The 18205-nt window shown below is 35.3% G+C and carries 15 protein-coding genes and 2 pseudogenes; 12 read left to right on the forward strand and 5 right to left on the reverse strand.

Annotation, left to right across the window (positions count from 1 at the left end; translation table 11 throughout):
- The first annotated feature begins 184 nt into the window (after positions 1 to 184).
- The 4 genes and pseudogenes from DN389_RS12995 (at position 185) to DN389_RS13015 (ending at position 5681) form a co-directional block, all read left to right on the forward strand.
- On the forward strand, positions 185 to 1774 hold the full coding sequence (locus DN389_RS12995) for a bifunctional metallophosphatase/5'-nucleotidase (protein ID WP_149237212.1): 1590 nt from the start codon (positions 185 to 187) through the stop codon (positions 1772 to 1774).
- Between the two features lie 390 nt (positions 1775 to 2164).
- Positions 2165 to 3322 carry a serine hydrolase domain-containing protein gene (locus DN389_RS13005; protein ID WP_149237213.1) on the forward strand — a complete coding sequence of 386 codons (1158 nt, stop codon included), beginning with the start codon at positions 2165 to 2167 and terminating at the stop codon, positions 3320 to 3322.
- 755 nt (positions 3323 to 4077) lie between these two features.
- Positions 4078 to 5343: pseudogene (locus DN389_RS13010) on the forward strand (Y-family DNA polymerase).
- Positions 5340 to 5681 (forward strand): YolD-like family protein, encoded by a 342-nt coding sequence (locus DN389_RS13015; RefSeq protein WP_149237214.1) that lies wholly within the window; start codon positions 5340 to 5342, stop codon positions 5679 to 5681. Before DN389_RS13010 ends, DN389_RS13015 begins: the two are co-directional and overlap by 4 nt.
- A gap of 65 nt (positions 5682 to 5746) precedes the next feature.
- Here DN389_RS13015 and DN389_RS13020 read toward each other — a convergent pair whose 3' ends face one another.
- Together DN389_RS13020 and DN389_RS13025 are read right to left on the reverse strand one after the other, a co-directional pair.
- Positions 5747 to 6601: a manganese catalase family protein gene (locus tag DN389_RS13020; RefSeq protein ID WP_149237215.1), complete on the reverse strand. Its 855-nt coding sequence runs from the start codon at positions 6599 to 6601 to the stop codon at positions 5747 to 5749.
- A gap of 235 nt (positions 6602 to 6836) precedes the next feature.
- On the reverse strand, positions 6837 to 7970 hold the full coding sequence (locus DN389_RS13025) for a zinc-dependent alcohol dehydrogenase (protein WP_149237216.1): 1134 nt from the start codon (positions 7968 to 7970) through the stop codon (positions 6837 to 6839).
- A 246-nt stretch (positions 7971 to 8216) separates the two neighbouring features.
- Between DN389_RS13025 and sasP the strand changes: the two genes are divergently transcribed.
- Positions 8217 to 8429, forward strand: coding sequence for a small acid-soluble spore protein, SasP family (gene sasP, locus DN389_RS13030; protein ID WP_046959866.1), 213 nt, complete (start codon positions 8217 to 8219; stop codon positions 8427 to 8429).
- Positions 8430 to 8723: 294 nt separating this feature from the next.
- Entirely contained in the window at positions 8724 to 9239 is a 516-nt protein-coding gene (locus DN389_RS13035) for a DUF3231 family protein (protein ID WP_060487339.1), read from the forward strand.
- A gap of 35 nt (positions 9240 to 9274) precedes the next feature.
- On the opposite strand, the gene DN389_RS13040 is transcribed toward DN389_RS13035, so the two are convergent.
- Together DN389_RS13040 and DN389_RS13045 are read right to left on the reverse strand one after the other, a co-directional pair.
- Complete coding sequence (locus tag DN389_RS13040; RefSeq protein ID WP_149237217.1) at positions 9275 to 9751, reverse strand: YndM family protein; 477 nt, start codon at positions 9749 to 9751, stop codon at positions 9275 to 9277.
- Between the two features lie 292 nt (positions 9752 to 10043).
- Entirely contained in the window at positions 10044 to 10901 is an 858-nt protein-coding gene (locus DN389_RS13045; protein ID WP_149237218.1) for an MBL fold metallo-hydrolase, read from the reverse strand.
- A 205-nt stretch (positions 10902 to 11106) separates the two neighbouring features.
- Between DN389_RS13045 and DN389_RS29325 the strand changes: the two are divergent.
- Both DN389_RS29325 and ppsA read left to right on the forward strand, forming a co-directional pair.
- A pseudogene (locus tag DN389_RS29325) lies at positions 11107 to 11241 on the forward strand (YolD-like family protein); the annotation flags it as partial.
- A gap of 120 nt (positions 11242 to 11361) precedes the next feature.
- Positions 11362 to 13968, forward strand: a complete 2607-nt coding sequence (gene ppsA, locus DN389_RS13055) for a phosphoenolpyruvate synthase (RefSeq protein ID WP_149237219.1) — start codon at positions 11362 to 11364, stop codon at positions 13966 to 13968.
- Between the two features lie 55 nt (positions 13969 to 14023).
- On the opposite strand, the gene DN389_RS13060 is transcribed toward ppsA, so the two are convergent.
- On the reverse strand, positions 14024 to 14641 hold the full coding sequence (locus tag DN389_RS13060) for a TetR/AcrR family transcriptional regulator (protein ID WP_149237220.1): 618 nt from the start codon (positions 14639 to 14641) through the stop codon (positions 14024 to 14026).
- A 149-nt stretch (positions 14642 to 14790) separates the two neighbouring features.
- Between DN389_RS13060 and DN389_RS13065 the strand changes: the two genes are divergently transcribed.
- From DN389_RS13065 to DN389_RS13080, 4 genes are all read left to right on the forward strand, one after another.
- The gene (locus tag DN389_RS13065) at positions 14791 to 15993 is read left to right on the forward strand and encodes a YhgE/Pip domain-containing protein (RefSeq protein ID WP_179955892.1); all 1203 of its coding nucleotides are present in this window, start codon (positions 14791 to 14793) and stop codon (positions 15991 to 15993) included.
- A gap of 189 nt (positions 15994 to 16182) precedes the next feature.
- Positions 16183 to 16617, forward strand: coding sequence for a ferritin-like domain-containing protein (locus DN389_RS13070; RefSeq protein ID WP_149237221.1), 435 nt, complete (start codon positions 16183 to 16185; stop codon positions 16615 to 16617).
- 166 nt (positions 16618 to 16783) lie between these two features.
- The gene (locus DN389_RS13075) at positions 16784 to 17296 is read left to right on the forward strand and encodes a GNAT family N-acetyltransferase (RefSeq protein ID WP_149237222.1); all 513 of its coding nucleotides are present in this window, start codon (positions 16784 to 16786) and stop codon (positions 17294 to 17296) included.
- 4 nt (positions 17297 to 17300) lie between these two features.
- A complete protein-coding gene (locus DN389_RS13080) occupies positions 17301 to 18179 on the forward strand; it encodes an aminoglycoside phosphotransferase family protein (RefSeq protein ID WP_098191318.1) in 879 nt (292 codons plus the stop codon).
- The last annotated feature ends 26 nt before the right edge of the window (positions 18180 to 18205 follow it).

Here is an 18205-nt window from a genome sequence, read left to right on the forward strand (position 1 = left end):
TATTCATCTCCCACTAAAAGTTGCTGTTTTTACACTTTCACGTTTTGAGGGAGAAGTACTTTATCGGAAAACAATAAAATCTTATTAATTTTTATAATTAGTTGAATTTTTATAGAAATAATTCTCTTAATATATTAAAATAACATCGTATTATGTCAGATTTTAATTAGGGGAGAGAAATTTTATGTTGAAAAAAATCATTCCAGTTGCTTTAGCGTTAAGTACAGTTACTTTTACTAGTGTATTTGCTGCGCCTTCAGCACAAGCAAGTACAGAACCAAACCGCTACATAGATGTACAAATGCTCGGTATTAACGATTTTCATGGGCAGGTAGACACTGTAAAAAAAATTAACAATAAAGATGCAGGGGGAATTGAGTACTTAGGGGCTTATTTACGTGATCGTGAAAAACAAAATCCGAATACATTAAAGGTACATGCGGGCGATGTTGTTGGAGCAAGTACTCCTGTTTCAGCATTATTACAAGACGAACCTACGATTGAATTTCTAAATGATTTGAAATTCGATGTTGGGACTATAGGAAATCATGAATTTGATGAAGGTGTTGCGGAAATGAACCGCCTTATTTATGGTGGATACCATGAGAAAACAGGGAATTTTAAAGGAGCAAAATTCCCATATGTTGCCGCAAATTTCTATAATAAATCCACTGGTCGTTTATTTTTACCACCATTCACTATAAAAAAGGTACAAGGAGTTCCTGTTGGATTTATCGGAGTCGTAACAACGGATGTTCCTAACCTTGTTATGCCTACTATGCTAAAGAATGTAGAAATTACAGATGAAGTTGAAGCTATTAACAAATTCGTAAAGCAATTAAAAAAACTAGGCGTTAAATCTATCGTTGTTCTTGCGCATAACGGAGGTACAACAGATGGGAACGGCGTAACAAATGGTGATATTGTCCGATTAGCAAATGAGACTGATCCAGAAGTCGATGTTATTTTTGGTGGGCATAGCCACACTTATGTAAATGGAACTGTTAATAATAAACTTGTCGTACAAGCAAATTCTTATGGTATGGCTTTTGCTGATGTTGATGTAAAGATTGATCGTAAGACACAAGATATTGTTGAGAAAAAAGCAGAAATTGTTACAACTTACCATGAAGGCATGGAGCCTGATAAAAAAATAAAGAAGAAGATGGAGAAATATCAAGCAAAAATCGCACCTCTTGTTAATGAAGTTGTAGGTAAGTCTATTGCTCCACTAGATCGCAAACTCAATACGGCTGGTGAATCTACTCTCGGAAATTTAGTTGCTGATGCCCAGCGTACAACAATGCAATCCCAAATTGCACTTATGAATCCTGGTGGTATTCGTAATGACTTAGATGCTGGTGATATTACATGGGGAGAGATATATGGTATTCAACCATTCGGAAATCAATTAATAAAAGTAAATTTAACAGGCCAAGACATTCGTGATATTTTAAATCAACAATGGCAAAAAGACATAACAAGAATGCTTCAAATTTCAGGGATCCAATACACTTGGGATGCGAACAAGCCTAATGGAGAAAAAGTAACAAGTATTCGCTTAACAGATGGTGAAGAAATTATTCCTTCTAAAACTTACAGCGTCGTTGCTAACGCATTTCTAGCTTCAGGTGGAGATGGATTTGTATCCTTTAAAAATGGGAAAGATGCTGAAACAGGACCAACTGATTTTGAAGCATTAGTAGATTATATAAAAAAATCAAAAGAACCAATTCAGTCTATTATTGATGGAAGAATTCAAAAGATAAATTAGGTTTTTATTAATCTCAAAAACAACTAGATTACCTGTGCGCTAAACCTTTTAGTGTGCAGGTAATCTATTTTTTTGCGCTTTCGGGCACAGATGCTACTTCAATCCTATCATTATAGAAACGATTTTGAATGTAAGGAATTCGTAAGGGATAGGTAAGGAAAAAGAGATTTTCATTGTGTAGGATAAAAATATAAGGAGGCGTGAAGGGGGGATAAGTACGGCCTACATATAAAACAATCAGTAACAAGAGTGTTTTGTGAAAATAATGAGTACAATGATTGTAAATTCAGTGTTGACTTTTTATCATTGGAAGAATGGATAGCTGTGTGGTTCGTATATGACACAGCTATCAACTATCTATACAATTTCAATAGAAGAGAGGAATACTTTATGAAAACACGCAGTAAAATTACATGTGCAAGTCTAGCACTTTTAATAGCTGGAAGTTCCTTGTTATACATAACACCAGCCTCAATTGTAAAAGCAGAAACCAAGCAAAATGTATCTAGTTCGTTGCATACAAATACTCAAAGCGATCGTACTTCCGTTAAGAAAGCAATGCGGGATACACTGCAACTTGGATACCCGGGAATACTCGCTCAAATTTCTAAGGGTGGTAAAACTTGGAGTTATACCGCTGGGGTAGCAGATCTGAGAACTAAGAAACCAATGAAAGCAGATTTTCGCTTTCGTATTGGCAGTGTGACGAAAACGTTCATTGCAACAGTTCTACTTCAATTATCTGGAGAGAACCGTTTGAATCTAGATGACTCCATTGAAAAATGGTTGCCTGGTGTCATTCAAGGGAACGGATATGACGGTAACCAGATTACGATCCGGCAAATATTGAATCATACAAGTGGTATTGCTGACTATATAAATTCAAAAGACTTTGATATTACGGATATAAAAAAATCGTATACGGCTGAAGAATTTGTAAAGATGGGGATTTCTCTTCCTCCAGACTTTGCTCCAGGGAAGGGTTGGTCTTATTCAAACACAGGATACGTAATACTGGGGATCCTTATCGAAAAAGTAACAGGAAACAGCTATGCGGAAGAGGTTGAAAATCGGATTATTGAACCGCTTGATTTGTCAAATACATTCCTACCTGGCAATTCAAGCGTGATTCCAGGCACCAAGCATGCTCGTGGCTATTTGCAACTAGACGGAGCAAGTGAGCTAAAAGACGTTACTTATATTAACCCAGGTAGCTCGGATGGAGATATGATTTCTACTGCTGACGACTTAAACAAATTCTTCTCTTACTTACTCAGTGGCAAATTACTGAAGGAACAGCAACTAAAACAAATGCTTACTACAGTTCCTACAGAAAGAGAGGGAACTGGATATGGTCTTGGAATTCTTGAAATTAAACTTCCGAACGGTGTCTCGATATGGGGACACAGGGGTGCCGTTCCAGGGTTTTCTACTTTTGCTGGTGGAACACTTGGAGGCAAACATACATTTGCTATCAATTCGAACAGTTTAAACATTAATAATCCGGAATTTTTTAAAAACATTTTACTTGCTGAATTTAGCAAGTAGGCAAAAAGGAAAAACGGATAAATTTTTCCATTTGTAATTTCAATCGGAATGGATTACCGCTTGAAATGAGTATAGAGGGGATTAAGTATCTAGAAACAATCAAACCAATTATGAGAGATAGCTAAGTAAAAGGATTGGTTTATACATTGGCCGATTAAAAGAGCAACAAATATAACAAGTGATTATTATGTATATATACTATTATATTTGTATTGATATTGTCACTAATTGTAAATTTGTATAAGGTGCGAAGTTTAATTTAAGACTTCGCACTTTTGCTGTTTAACAGCTTTTATTGTGAAGCTATTAACAATAGAAAAAAAGAGGAAGTAACTAGTTATGCGGATGAATCTTGTTACATGCGCTATGTAGGAGATTTTGCTGAAAAAATATACAAGAAAAAATCAAATTTAGAAGAATATATGCATTAGAGACAAGAAAGCTGAAGTAAATTAAAAAATCTTTGCTTTTTTGTTTTGGGAATAGTATTTTATTATCTTCACACATATAAGAAACAAAGAAATTTATATAAATTTTGTTTTGATAATAAAGGTTTAATTGGTTTGTTTTAGTAGTTTTATGCTTATGAGTTACTTGAAATTCTAGCATTTTTGTATACATAGTTTTTCCAGCCTTAATTGATAGCGCACAGATATAACGGTTATTTTAACCAAAATTTTCATGAAAATACCTTTAAAAAGAACATAAGTTCGTATATAATAAGAACAAACGTTCTTTTGTTAGGAGTGATAACCTTGTATGATTATTCTCTTTTACCGAATCGTATTATTTTATGTGTAGATCTTCGTAGCTTTTATGCAAGCGTATCATGTATTAAAAAAGGACTTGAACCACGATATACAAAATTGGCTGTTGTAGGAGATGTAAACCGTAGTGGATCAATCGTATTGGCAGCAACACCGCCATTAAAAGCGCTAGGAATTAAGAAAATGGCACGGTTGTACGAAATACCGAAGCGACCAGATATTATTATTGTGAATCCGATTATGCATACGTATATGAAATGTTCAACTTACATAACAGGTTTAGCTTTACAGTATGTTGCGCCAGAAGATTTTCATCAATATAGTATTGATGAGTTTTTTATGGATATGACCGCGAGTATTCATTTGTTTGCGAGTAATCCGTGCGAGTTCGCATTAAAGTTCAAACAATAAATATATGAACATACACGGATTGAAAGTACGATTGGTATTGGACCCAATTTATTATTGAGTAAAGTAGCGATGGATGTGGAAGCGAAAAAGAATAAGGATGGAATAGCGCAGTGGACGTATGACGATATACCCGAGAAGTTATGGAGTATTAGACCGCTCAGTAAATTTTGGGGTATATCGTATAAAACAGAAATGAAATTGAATCGAAAAGGTATACATACAATTGGAGAATTAGCGCAGTACCCATTAAAGTATTTAAAACAATCATTTGGTGTAATAGGAGAGGAATTACACTTGCATAGTAACGGGATTGATTTTAGCAGAATAGCAGAGAAATATGTTCCAGCGACAACATCTATAGCGAAAAGCCAAATATTATTTCGTGATTATTCAATAGAAGAGTTCATCGTTATTTTATTAGAGCATACAGAAGAAGTTTGTTACAGATTGAGACGAGAAAAGAAATACGCGCAAACGATTCATTTTTCAGTCGGATATAGTAGAGAATACGGGGGAGGAATAAAAAAAGCACATACGTTAAACAGAGCAACAAATTTAACGATGGATATTTACAATGTTTGTACATATTTTTTATACGAGCGGCATACAGGAGAGCCGATTCGATCGATAAGTCTTTCTTTAACAAATTTAATCCATGAAGGAGAAGAGCAAATTTCGCTTTTCGATAACATTATTCAAAGAGAAAAAGAAATGAGATTAACGAAAGTTATGGACGAAATTCGAACACGATTTGGTAAGAACAGTATATTACGTGGAATTTCCTACACAAGCGTTGCAACAGCAAGATACAGAAACACATTATTAGGAGGGCACAAATCGTGAAGAATGCTAATATGCCAAAAGGAAGAGGAATGGTAAAGTGGCAACCGTTTGCTAGTATGCCAGAGCAGTTCATCTGTATTAAAGACATGATACAGGAGCAAACAAAAATCCCGCGTCCAATTTTAACGCAAGATGCAAAAGAAAGGATTGAAAATAAGCTGTTAATTTCATATTTAGGTGAAGAAGAGGTTTTACTTACATATTATAAAAATGGCTATCTATATAAAAATTACATAACAGTAGCTGATATAAATCCATTAAATAAGACGATTACTTGTACCGATGCTTTTCGTAATCAAAAAATCTTTAAGTTTGATGATGTAATGGAAGTGGAGTAAAGTGTGACTGGAATCCATATAAAGGTTTATGGCCAACCATGAATAAATAGTTGGCCATAATGATCTTAAAGATCCATATCTTTTAATCCGGGACTATGCTCATTTGGCATTTCAGGAAGTTCTGGTACAGGAAAACCTTTTGGTGGGTCAGTTACTGTTAATGTTCCTTTGTTTCTACTTGGAGATTCACCTTGGAATATTTCTCCCATTCTTGTTGAATCTAAGCTGAAATTAAATTGTGCATTATGGAATCCCATGTCTACATACTTTCTACACTCTGGATATTTATTGATATCATAGTTCGGCACAGGGAAGAGTTTTCCCCATTCAACCCCTAATGTCTCTAAAGCTTTTGCAAAAGCATTTTGATGTGCATTATCACGAACAATTAAAAATGCAAGAGTTTCTCTAAATGTTTGATTAGAACTCATTTCATAAATTCTAGTTTTTTGAAGTACACCTGTAGATTCAAGTACTACATTATCTAGTAAATCGCTAATTAAGTTTCCATGACTATATACCCAAGATCCATTCCAAGGATTGCCAGCTGCATCAACAGGCAATGAACTTTGAGCACCTACAATAAAATGGTGAGGGTTTGCATGTTTAACCGCTTCATCAAGCGGTGCTTTGTCAATACCAGCATTTCCTGGCGTAGGTTCACCAGATCCAGTTAATAGCTGATTAATTGTATGTTGTACAAGTTCTACATGGCTTATTTCCTCTAAAAAAACACCTCGAAGTAAATCACGATATTGCTTCTCTTTACCTCTAAAATTTGAGCTTTGGAAGAAATATTGCATCATTGTACGCATTTCACCATAATGCCCGCCTAATATTTCTTGTAAAACTTTTGCAGCAGCTGGGTCTGGTTTATCCGGCTTAATCATATTAATTATTTCCTCTTTATAATAAAACATGAAGGACACCTCTTTTTAAGTTAGTTAACATTGTTATCGTGTCCGCTAATTGGTTACTTAATACTTTAATTCATTTTTTTACCAATAAATCGTTACCGTAAAATGCAAAGTCTTTTTGAAATAACTATTTTCGATATGAGATGAGAGTGGGGGAATAGCTACTTAGCATGTAATAAAAAAGATAAGATTACGGAGTGTAATCTTACCTTTTCATGAAGAATAATAAATTGTATCTTCAAGGTTTTAAAATGACTTTTATACAATCATCTTCACGATTATTGAAAATTTGATAACCGTAGCTCGCTTCTTCAAGGGGGATTTTGTGTGTAATAATCTCTTTTGGATCGAATTCTTTGTTTATTATTTTTTCAAACAGTTCCGGCATAAAATGAATAACAGGTGCTTGTCCCATTTTAAGATTAATATTTCTAACCCAAAATGCCCCGAGTGGGAATGCATTATAATTGCCACCATAAACGCCAGTCATTTGAACTGTTCCGTATTTTCTTACGGCTTTCGTAGCAATTTGAATAGGACCGAGCGTTCCGCCTTGTAATTTTAATTTTTGTTCCAGAAATTCCAGGGGCGATTTTTTTCCATCCATGCCCACGCAATCAATAACTACATCGGCGCCGCCATGTGTGATTTCCTTTAAATATTCTCCCATATCAGGGAACTTTGTAAACTCAAATACCTCAACCTTGTTAATCTTTTTTGCATAATTTATCCGATAATCTAAGTAATCGACTGCAATTACGCGTTTAGCACCTTTCATCCAAGCAAATTTTTGTGTCATTAATCCAACAGGTCCACAACCAAGGACAATAACAGTATCACCTCGCTTAACACCTGCATTTATTACACTCCAATAGGCTGTTGGCAAAACATCAGATAAAAAGAGAAGGGATTCATCTTCAAGTTCGCATGATTCCGGTATAACAAATGGAGTGAAATTTCCAAAAGGAACTTTTAAATATTCTGCTTGTCCGCCTGGATGGTTACCAAATTTCTCTGTATAACCAAAGTATCCACCAGAATCATAATGAGGATTGGAGTTATCACATTGGCTTTCCATTTCATGTTGGCAATAAAAACAATGTCCGCAAGCAACGTTAAAGGGGATAACAACACGATCGCCTTTTTTTACTTTCGTAACATCTGGACCAACTTCTTCAACAATTCCCATTGGCTCATGGCCAATAATGTACCCTTCAGGTAACGGCATGTTACCTTGATATAAATGTAAATCAGAACCGCAAATAGCGGTTGAAGTAATTTTTACAATAATATCATCTTTTTTCTCTAACTTTGCATCATCAACTTGTTTAACTTGTACTTGGTTTGGTCCTTGATAGGTTACAGCTTTCATCACATATCTCCTTAGGAATCATTTTTCATAATTTATATGTATCTCTTGGCAAAACAGAAATCTTTAGTAAAGAGAAATCTATACATAGTGTTGTTATGAAAGTACGTTATAGCAACTCTTCTTTCTTATATCTTTTGCCCTATTTTAAGAAGAAACTCAATATTTATTCATAATCTAATTCCCACAAAAAGGATAATTATTATTTCATAATTTGTAGCATATTAAAAAAATCGGAGGTGAAACGATATGACAAACAATAATAGTGGAAGTCGTAATGAATTGTTAGTTCGAGGTGCTGAACAGGCTCTTGATCAAATGAAATATGAAATTGCACAAGAGTTTGGTGTACAACTTGGTGCAGATACAACAGCTCGTTCAAACGGATCTGTTGGTGGTGAAATTACAAAACGTTTAGTAGCAATGGCTGAACAACAACTTGGTGGTAGAGCTAACCGCTAAGTAAATTGAAATACAATGTAGCAGATATGTAAATCAATTTCTTTTGTATATGTATAAAAATAAAAACCCTTATAGTAAATGGATTCTCACTCAAAGATTATTGATAATCTTCTTTCATAATCTTTGAGTATTTTATTTGTAAACTACTTTCCTAAACAATAAACACGCGGTGTTGGAAAGGTGTTTTCCATGCATAGTAGAAAATCTTTTGCAGGAAAAAGCATACTTAAAAATTTGATTTCAATATTGAAATCAATATTTATTATGATATTTTCGAAAGCGAGGAATTTAAAAATGGGTATATTAAGTGGAAATCCTCAAAATGAACCGTTACATTACGGAGAAGTATTTGATATTTGGAGTTATCTTCTCGCTGCACAAGGTGCAATTGCAAGCCATCAAGTATTTATAAATCACACAGGTGACGAAGATTTGAAGAAGTTTTTAGAAAGCTTAATTGAAAATGATATGAACTCGGAAATAGAAGAGTTAAAAACTCTTTTAAAGGTTAATGGCGTAGCTTTACCTCCTGCTCCTCCAGAACGACCAGTTGCATCTATCGAAGATATTCCTCCAGGAGCGCGTATTAATGATGCTGAAATAGCAGCAGCTGTTGCTACAGGATTAGCAGCTGGACTTGTGACATGTAGTCAAGTGATGGGAAAATGTCTTCGAGAAGATGTAGGGATGCTATTCGGACAATTTCATATGAAAAAAGCGCAAGCAGGTGTAACTTTGCTGCGTCTAAGTAAGAAAAAAGGGTGGGTAGTTCCACCTCCGTTACATGTAAGAAATTCAGATCAAGCTTAATAAACAAAAATAAAAAAGTGGCGTTGGCCACTTTTTTATTTTTTAGATGTATCCTCAGGCTTGGATTTATTTATTGTAGAAGAATCCATATATTCATCTGACATTTCCATAGCATATTTATCATGATGAATATGAGTGTGATTTCTTAATTCATCGTCGTTACGCAGTACTAACCTCTTCATATAAATGTGGAAGAAAACCTCTATTCCGCCAATAATTAATGTGGCTATAAATGAAGAAAGTCCAATATTACGAGTAGCATCTAAATTCGTAAATAAGGATGTTAAAAGCCAAATTCCGAAGAAGGTTAAGCCGAAATCTGCCATTGTAGCAATCATATTTCCGTATTTAGGTAAAATGAAGAGATCGCCGATTAAATAGGCAGCTCCTGTTAGGAAAAGAGAAATGAGTAATACTCTAGGAATCGAAATGCCTTGAAAGATACCGAGTACCATTAATAATACTGCAGTTATCGCTGTGTATTTAATTAATAAAGCAACAATATGTTTCATCATTTTCCTCCATTGTTTAAACGTATATGGAATAAAATATTTCATAAAAAACGGGTTATGCTATATAGCGTAACCCGTTTAATCACCCTTTAATGGTAAGAAGTACAACCTGGGTAAGAAGCAGGCTTATACTACGTATAGTATTTGCGGAGTATCAAGTTTTATTCACAAGGTGTAGTTCCATTCTTATAATAGAGATGTTGCCTAAGTACAGTGTTTTTATATTAAACTTAATAACTTTTTCTATTTTGATTTTGTTTCTTAAATATAAGAAGAAAAAGTATTTTTATGTTTAATGTATCTTTTTGTCTACATATTTTCCATAATTGGGTACAGCGATTTTATCAAATTCTTGAACGAGTGTTTTGAGGCTTGTTGATAGCAATTCACCGGACATTGGTATCCCATGTCCAGTAATAGCGACCAGAGGCTTTACTTTTTCTAATTTAATGACTGATTCTTTAGCAGCTTTCCAGTCTGTTGTTAAATAACGAGGGGGGCCGCTTATTTCCTGTTCCTGAGTAAATACTTTATATAGATATTCCTGTTTCACTGTAACAAAAGCATCCCCAGCAATTAAAGTTCGGTCTTTTTCTCGGAATAATGAAATATGCCCAGGAGTATGCCCTGGTGTATGAATCCATCTAAACTCTGGCATATGGGGAACAGTTCCATCGGTAGGTAGTGCTTTTACGCTATTTCCTAAATCAATCGGTTCATTAGGGAACAGGGGAGACATTTTGGCTACCATACCACCTTCAACTGTTGGATCTGGTTCAGGATAGCTTTGTTGTCCAGTCAAGAACGGTATCTCCATTTGATGGGCATAGACTGGAACATCCCAATACTTAATGAGTTCAATTATTCCTCCAACATGATCAAAATGCCCATGAGTTAAAATAATTGCTTTTGGGCGGCTATTTGTACCAAATCGCTTCTCAGTAACGGAGATAATTTCATTTGCACATTTAGGCATTCCAGCATCAACTAAAACAAAATCATTGGTATGCGGATTTCCAACAAAACATATGTTGACGATTTGAATCGTGTAACAAAATAAATCAGGCAATACTTCAAGGCCATGACCACTTTCAATTGAAGTTGCTGGAATAAACTTGTAATCACTTCCATAATTCATTTCCTTGTTCACCTTTTATCCCCCTTAATATGTTTCAATACGACATTATAGTTCCCTAATTTCTCGAATCCATTTTGGAACATTTGAAAAAAGAATTAGTGGGGGATTACAAAAAAAAATTAAGTCCTAGAATTAAGGTGGAGACATATGAATTTATATAATAGTTTCTACAATTTTTTTTGAGGAGGGTGATGAGTTAATAAAATATTCATCTTAATATTTTAATGTGTATTTATATAAAAATTACATAACAGTAGCTGATATAAATCCATTAAATAAGACGATTACTTGTACCGATGCTTTTCGTAATCAAAGAATGTTTAAGTTTGGTGATGTAGTTGAAGTGAATTAGAGGGGGCAATATCTCTTCCTAACTTAATTATATCATGTAAATCAAGTTCGAAATAGACTGTTTATTCGTATTTACTACTGCTACAATCAAGAACACATGCATAGTAAGGAGAGATGGTAAATGAGTTCTTTCGTTCTCGATTTTCAGGAAATAGAAAACACGCAGCTTGCACTCGTTGGTGGAAAAGGATTGAATTTAGGGGAGTTATCAAGCGTTCAAGGGATAAAAGTGCCAGAAGGATTTTGTGTTACAACGGTAGGATATGAAAAGGCCATCGAGCAAAATGACGAGCTTCAAACTTTGTTGCAACAGCTAACAAAGTTGAAAATGGAAGAGCGAGCCCAAATTGATGGAATTAGTAAGAAGATTAGAGAAGTCATTATGGCAGTAGAAATTCCTTCTGAAGTAGTGGAAGCGGTAGCTCATTATCTCTCACGTTTTGGAAATGAACATGCGTATGCCGTGCGTTCTAGTGCTACGGCTGAAGATTTACCGTATGCCTCATTTGCTGGTCAACAAGATACGTATTTAAATATTATCGGTAAAGAAGCGATTTTGCAGCATGTAAGAAAGTGCTGGGCTTCTTTATTTACAGAGCGAGCAGTTATGTACCGCATGCAAAATGATTTTGAACATAATCAAGTTTCTATATGTGTTGTCGTTCAAAAAATGGTTTTCCCTGAGGCTTCGGGAATTTTATTTACTGCTGATCCGGTTACTTCTAACCGAAAGGTGTTATCAATCGATGCCAGTTTTGGACTTGGTGAGGCATTAGTATCAGGACTGGTCTCTGCTGATAATTATAAAGTAAAAGAAGGCAAAATTACCGAAACGATGATAGCAACTAAAAAATTAGCTATTTATGCTTTAAAAGAGGGCGGAACGGAGACGAAACAGATTGATCCGGCTCAGCAAAAAATTCAAACATTGTCTGAACAACAAATTTTACAACTAGCACAGATTGGAAGACAGATTGAAGCTTATTTTGGTTGTCCGCAAGATATTGAATGGTGTTTAGTGAATGATACATTTTATATTGTCCAAAGTCGCCCAATCACGACTTTATATCCAATACCAGAAGTAAATGATGGGGAAAATCATGTGTATGTATCGGTTGGTCACCAGCAAATGATGACCGATCCCTTAAAGCCATTAGGAATGTCTTTATTCCAGTTAACATCTTTTGGACAGAGGTTTCAAGCTGGAGGAAGGTTGTTTGTTGATGTTGCACAAAGATTGGCTTCGCCTACTAGTAGAGAACTTTTATTAAATATGATAGGGAATTCGGAACCGCTTATTAAAGATGCATTAACGACTGTAGTCGAGCGAGATGATTTTATTACATTGTTACCAGATGAAGAAAAAGAAAAGAGTGTGGGTAAAAGTGGACCACCTACAAGTTCGCAACCACAAGTCGAAAACAAACCAGCAATCGTTACGGATTTAATAGAAATGAATCAAGCATCAATTGAAGAGTTAAAACGAAACATGCAAACAAAATCAGGGGTGAATGTACTTGATTTTATTTTGGAAGATATTCAGCAATTAAAGAAAATATTATTTCATCCGCAAAGTATGGCTGTCATTATGGCAGGTATGGATGCTTCAACATGGATCAATGAAAAGATGGAGCAATGGCTAGGCGAAAAGAATGCAGCGGACACACTTTCTCAATCCGTACAAAACAATATTACGTCTGAAATGGGGCTAGCATTACTCGATGTTGCTGATGTGATTCGGCCATATCCAGAAGTTATTGCGTATTTACAACATGTAGAAAATGATAACTTTTTAGATGAATTAGTTCAATTTAAAGGCGGAGAAAAAACTCGAGATGCCATTCTAACTTTTCTAAATAAATACGGAATGAGATGCAGCGGAGAAATCGACATTACGAAAACGCGCTGGAGTGAAAAGCCAACAATCATTATCCCAATGATTTTAAATAATATAAGAGACTTTGAAGCTGGCGCTAGTAAACGGAAGTTTGAAGAAGGGTTGCAAGAAGCTTTGAAAAAAGAAAAAGAGTTAGTAGATCGATTGCAACATTTGCCGGAGGGTAAACAAAAAGTAGAAGAAACGAAGCGAATGATTCGTAACATCCGTAATTGTATCGGTTATCGTGAATATCCAAAATACGGCATGATTAATCGTTATTTCATATATAAACAGGCATTATTAAAAGAAGCTGAGCAACTTGTACAGAGCGGTGTCATTCATGAAATCGATGATATATACTATCTAACCTTTGAAGAACTTCACGAAGTTGTTCGCACGAATAAACTAGATTACGCGCTTATTCATAAACAAAAAAATGAGTACAAATTATATGAAAAACTAACGCCTCCCCGCGTTATGACGTCTGATGGAGAAATCATTACAGGTAAATATAAACGAGAAAACCTCCCAGCTGACGCGATTGTAGGTTTGCCTGTTTCTTCAGGAGTGATTGAGGGAAGAGCTCGCGTTATTTTAAACATGGAAGATGCGAATTTAGAAGAGGGGGATATATTAGTTACTGCTTTTACTGACCCGGGCTGGACACCGTTATTTGTGTCTATAAAAGGGTTAGTCACCGAAGTTGGCGGACTTATGACGCACGGAGCAGTAATTGCACGTGAATATGGATTACCAGCAGTTGTCGGGGTAGAGAATGCTACGAAACGAATAAAAGATGGGCAACGAATTCGGGTACATGGGACTGAAGGGTATATTGAAGTGTTGTAATGAAATAAAAGATCATCCGCTATTATAGTGGATGATCTTTTATTATATAGCTGACTTATTTTTTTAAGCCAGCCGCATAAAAAGGTCCATGAACTGCGATTGTTGATAAAATACGAGCAATTTCCTCAGGTGTTTCTTTTTGCCCGTTATTTAACCATTGCTGAATGACACCTATATGAGCAGATGCCATATATGAAGTTAAGTATTGGCTTGGGACAAGTAAATTCTTCTTATTAATGAGCGCACCATTCGTATCTTCAAATAGTGTTTTCCACATAAAGTCTTTCAGTTTTGTTTGGAAAGACAAATCTCCTTTTGGACTAAGTACAGCTTTCATAAAATCACTATTTTCATTTAGAAATTCAAGAATAGAAGTGATAAGTATAAACGGCATTGTTGGGGAAGGATTTGACCCAAGATCAGCAATAACTTCAGGCAATCTCTGTTTGGCAATGCTAGAAAACTCATACATAATTTCTTCTTGGCATTTCGTCATTAAATCAAATTTATCTTGATAGTGCGCATAGAAAGTGCCGCGATTAATGTTTGCTTTCGTTGTAATATCTTTCACTGTAATGGCGTCAAAGCCTTTTTCTTCAATTAGTTCCACCAATGCATTTCGTATGGCAGTTTTCGTACGAATAACTCGTAAATCTAAATTACTATCACGCAAAGTATGTTCCTCCTCCATTTTAGCCAACACATTTCAAAGATGTGTCTTATAACCGACACATTCACGATTTTTGATTATTGTATAAGGATCAACTCAAACATATAATTCAAATATAAATAAACAACACGTTGTTGGTTATTATAAATCAAATGATAGGAGGAAAAAAGAAAATGTTTAAAAATAAACTTTTATTGTTATCACCAGTTATTGCACTACTTGTTGTTTTTATTTTTTCATTAACGTTATTTCCAACTGTTCAACCTCAGCCGAAAAACTTGCCAATCGCAATTGTAAATGAGGATCAAGGAGTAGAAATTCCGAATCAACCGAAGATGAATATGGGGCAAACGATTGTTGATAATATGAAAAAGACATCAAAATCAGATGAAGAACCTGCGGTGAAGTGGGTAGAAGTGAAAAATAAAGAAGCAGTTCAAAAAGGCTTAAATAATCAAGAATATTACGCAGCATTAGTTATTCCGAAAGACTTTAGTACAAAACAAGCATCATTACGAACACCACAGCCATCTTCACCAGAAGTAGAAATATTCATAAATCAAGGAATGAATACAGCGGCTTCAACTATGGCAGGACAAATGTTAAATGGGATCGTTGATAATATGAACAATACTGTTCGTACACAACTACTCGAAGGATTGAAAGCAAAAGGAGCTACTTTAACAACAGACCAAGCTGCGAAATTAGTAACACCTATTACGAAGAAAGTGACAAATGTAAATGAAATCGGCAAAAATAGTGCGAACGGTAACTCGCCAATGTCTTTATTCCAACCGTTATGGATTGCAAGTTTAGCGAGCGCAGCACTTATTTTTATTGCGATAAGTAAAATGCGAGTAGGTACAAGAAAAGAAAACTTCGTATTAAAACTAAAACAAATCATAACAGGGGCTGTCGTGGCACTTGTAATTGGATTTGGCCTCACATGGATCGCGGATGGTATGGTAGGTTTAAATATTTCGAATTTCACGGATACGGCACTGTTTTTATCAATTACGTCCTTTAGCTTCTTCTTAATGATATCAGCAGTACTTTCACTAGTTGGACTAAAAGGAATTGGTGTATTCGCACTCTTACTTTTCTTTGGGGCACCGTTATTATCATTAGCACCGGAAATGTTGTCTCCGTTTTATCAAGATTGGGTGTACGCATGGTTACCAATGCGATTTATGATTGAAGGGCTTAGAGAAATATTCTTCTTCGGAAAAGGGTTAAGCTGGGGTACACCTGTTACTGTGCTCATTTGGATTGGTGCGGTAAGTATGGCTATTATTTTAGCGACTGCTTTCAAACGTAGTGCAATAAAGGAACATATAACAGAATTACACGCATAAAGGATAAAAACGTTTCACTAAGAGTGAAGCGTTTTTTGATTTTTATTAACCTATAGAGAAATCCAGCAAGATAGGTTTTTCTATATTTTAAGGAGAATAGAAGAGTTCGGATTTGCGGTGCTTTTTGTATACATGCTCCTACTATTTCAAATTGCATAAAATGTAATGCGAAATAATGGAGGGGATAAGATGTATAATTCGAATTATTATGATTGGTATAGGCAAAATGATAAGTTGATTCGTGATATTGAGAAAGCAATTAATGGAGAGTTTAGTGCTATAAATTGCTATGCGAAATTAGCTAATATGGCTCCAAATGTGGCGGAACGAAATCAAATTCTTGAAATTCGTAATGATGAAATAAAGCATTTTCATCAGTTTGTACAGATCTATACAAACTTAACTGGTCAGCAGCCAAAACCACAAATTACAGAAGAATGTCCGAATACGTACTTACAAGGATTAGAATTCGCAATACAAGATGAACAGAAGACAGTAGATTTTTACTTGGAAATTTCAGATGAAGCATCGGATGCACATATGAAAGAGTTATTGCGCAGAATAGCTGCCGATGAACAAAATCATGCGGTGTGGTTTTTATATTATTTTGTGAAGACGAAGTGAATGCTTAAGAAATTAAAACCGTTTCACTAGTAGTGAGACGGTTTTTTTTGTGGAAAACAAGCTGTAAAATAGATATCTTGAAGGTGTATTAGTTAGTTTTGGTATATAATGTATAAAATGAAAATTAGTAAAGAGAGAAGTAAGTATATGAAAGGGGAAACGTAATATGGAGAGAACTACAGTTAAAGAATATACAATTCGAATTGCTACAGAAGCGGAAAGCGATAGCATTATTACTCTATTAAAAGAAGTAGCAAAGTGGCTACAACATAAGGAAGTAAATCAGTGGCAGTATCTTTTAGGAGAAGAAGCAACGGCTGAAATACTAGAATGTATAAGAGAGAAATATACGTACGTTGTTACGGAAGAAGATGAAATTGTCGGTACTGTTACTGTATCTCCTAAACAAAATGAATGGGATGAGCGTATTTTTGGTAAAGAGGAAGTTTCTAATTCTTTATACATTCATAGATTTGCAGTGAAACGGAAGTATAAGGGGAATGGAATCGGAGAGTGGATTTTACAATGGATAGACGAGAATGTGCAATGTGACAAAGAGTTTTTGAAGCTAGATTGTGTGGGACATAATCGAACGTTGAATGATTTTTATAAGAGAAATGGTTTTGAATATGTTGGGAGTACAGAAGGACTTAGTAAGTTTCAAAAGAGGAGGGGATAAGTGGATGAATCAAATTCCTACTGCTTTAGTTAAAAGGTTGATAGAGGAACAGTTTCCTGAATGGGCACATTTAGAAGTGAGACCTGTAAAGTTTAGTGGGCATGATAATAGAACGTTTCATCTAGGGGATGAGATGAGTGTAAGGTTGCCAAGTGATGCGGCATATGCACCACAAGTAGAGAAAGAAAATAAGTGGTTACCGATATTAAGTAAGGGGCTTTCTTTACTGATTTCTACACCAGTTGCGAAAGGTAATCCGTCTGAATCGTATCCATGGCCTTGGTCTATTAATAAATGGATAGAGGGCGAAACAGTTACGAAACAAAATATTCGTGACTTAAATGAATTTGCGGCGGACTTAGGTGCATTTTTAGTAGAATTGCAATCCATTGATGCGAGTAATGGACCGATAGCTGGAGCACATAATTTTTACCGAGGCGGGCTTATATCTGTATATGATGAAGAAGCGAGAGGTGCTATCGAGAATAATAAGGACGTTTTTGATGAAACAGTATTAAAGCATCTTTGGGATTTAGCACTTCAGTCAACATGGAAGCGTAAGCCAGTTTGGATTCATGGGGATGTTGCACCAGGAAATTTACTCGTTAAGGACGGAAAGCTTTGCGCCGTAATTGATTTTGGGATTTTAGGAGTAGGGGATCCTTCTTGTGATGCAGCGATGGCATGGACATTTTTTGATAAAAGTAGCAGAAACGTATTTAAAGGAGTATTGTGCATAGATGAAGAAACGTGGAATAGAGCGAGAGGATGGGCACTTTGGAAGGCGTTAATTACATATGATGCGAATAAGACTAGTAATAAAATAGTGGCAGAAGAATCGTATCGTGTTATTCAAGTTATTGTGGATGATTATGAGAGGTAGTAGAAAAAGCCTATTTTAAAATAGGC

The sequence above is a fragment of the Bacillus sp. AY3-1 genome (assembly GCF_008368785.1).
Taxonomy (GTDB): Bacteria; Bacillota; Bacilli; order Bacillales; family Bacillaceae_G; genus Bacillus_A; species Bacillus_A wiedmannii.

Bases quoted from the DNA above. Each gene is read 5' to 3' on its own strand.
- DN389_RS12995 (WP_149237212.1), top strand. From the start codon at position 185: ATGTTGAAAAAAATCATTCCAGTTGCTTTAGCGTTAAGTACAGTTACT.
- DN389_RS13005 (WP_149237213.1), top strand. From the start codon at position 2,165: ATGAAAACACGCAGTAAAATTACATGTGCAAGTCTAGCACTTTTAATA.
- DN389_RS13020 (WP_149237215.1), bottom strand. From the start codon at position 6,601: ATGTTTTATTATAAAGAGGAAATAATTAATATGATTAAGCCGGATAAA.
- DN389_RS13025 (WP_149237216.1), bottom strand. From the start codon at position 7,970: ATGAAAGCTGTAACCTATCAAGGACCAAACCAAGTACAAGTTAAACAA.
- sasP (WP_046959866.1), top strand. From the start codon at position 8,217: ATGACAAACAATAATAGTGGAAGTCGTAATGAATTGTTAGTTCGAGGT.
- DN389_RS13035 (WP_060487339.1), top strand. From the start codon at position 8,724: ATGGGTATATTAAGTGGAAATCCTCAAAATGAACCGTTACATTACGGA.
- DN389_RS13040 (WP_149237217.1), bottom strand. From the start codon at position 9,751: ATGAAACATATTGTTGCTTTATTAATTAAATACACAGCGATAACTGCA.
- ppsA (WP_149237219.1), top strand. From the start codon at position 11,362: ATGAGTTCTTTCGTTCTCGATTTTCAGGAAATAGAAAACACGCAGCTT.
- DN389_RS13065 (WP_179955892.1), top strand. From the start codon at position 14,791: ATGATAGGAGGAAAAAAGAAAATGTTTAAAAATAAACTTTTATTGTTA.
- DN389_RS13070 (WP_149237221.1), top strand. From the start codon at position 16,183: ATGTATAATTCGAATTATTATGATTGGTATAGGCAAAATGATAAGTTG.
- DN389_RS13075 (WP_149237222.1), top strand. From the start codon at position 16,784: ATGGAGAGAACTACAGTTAAAGAATATACAATTCGAATTGCTACAGAA.
- DN389_RS13080 (WP_098191318.1), top strand. From the start codon at position 17,301: ATGAATCAAATTCCTACTGCTTTAGTTAAAAGGTTGATAGAGGAACAG.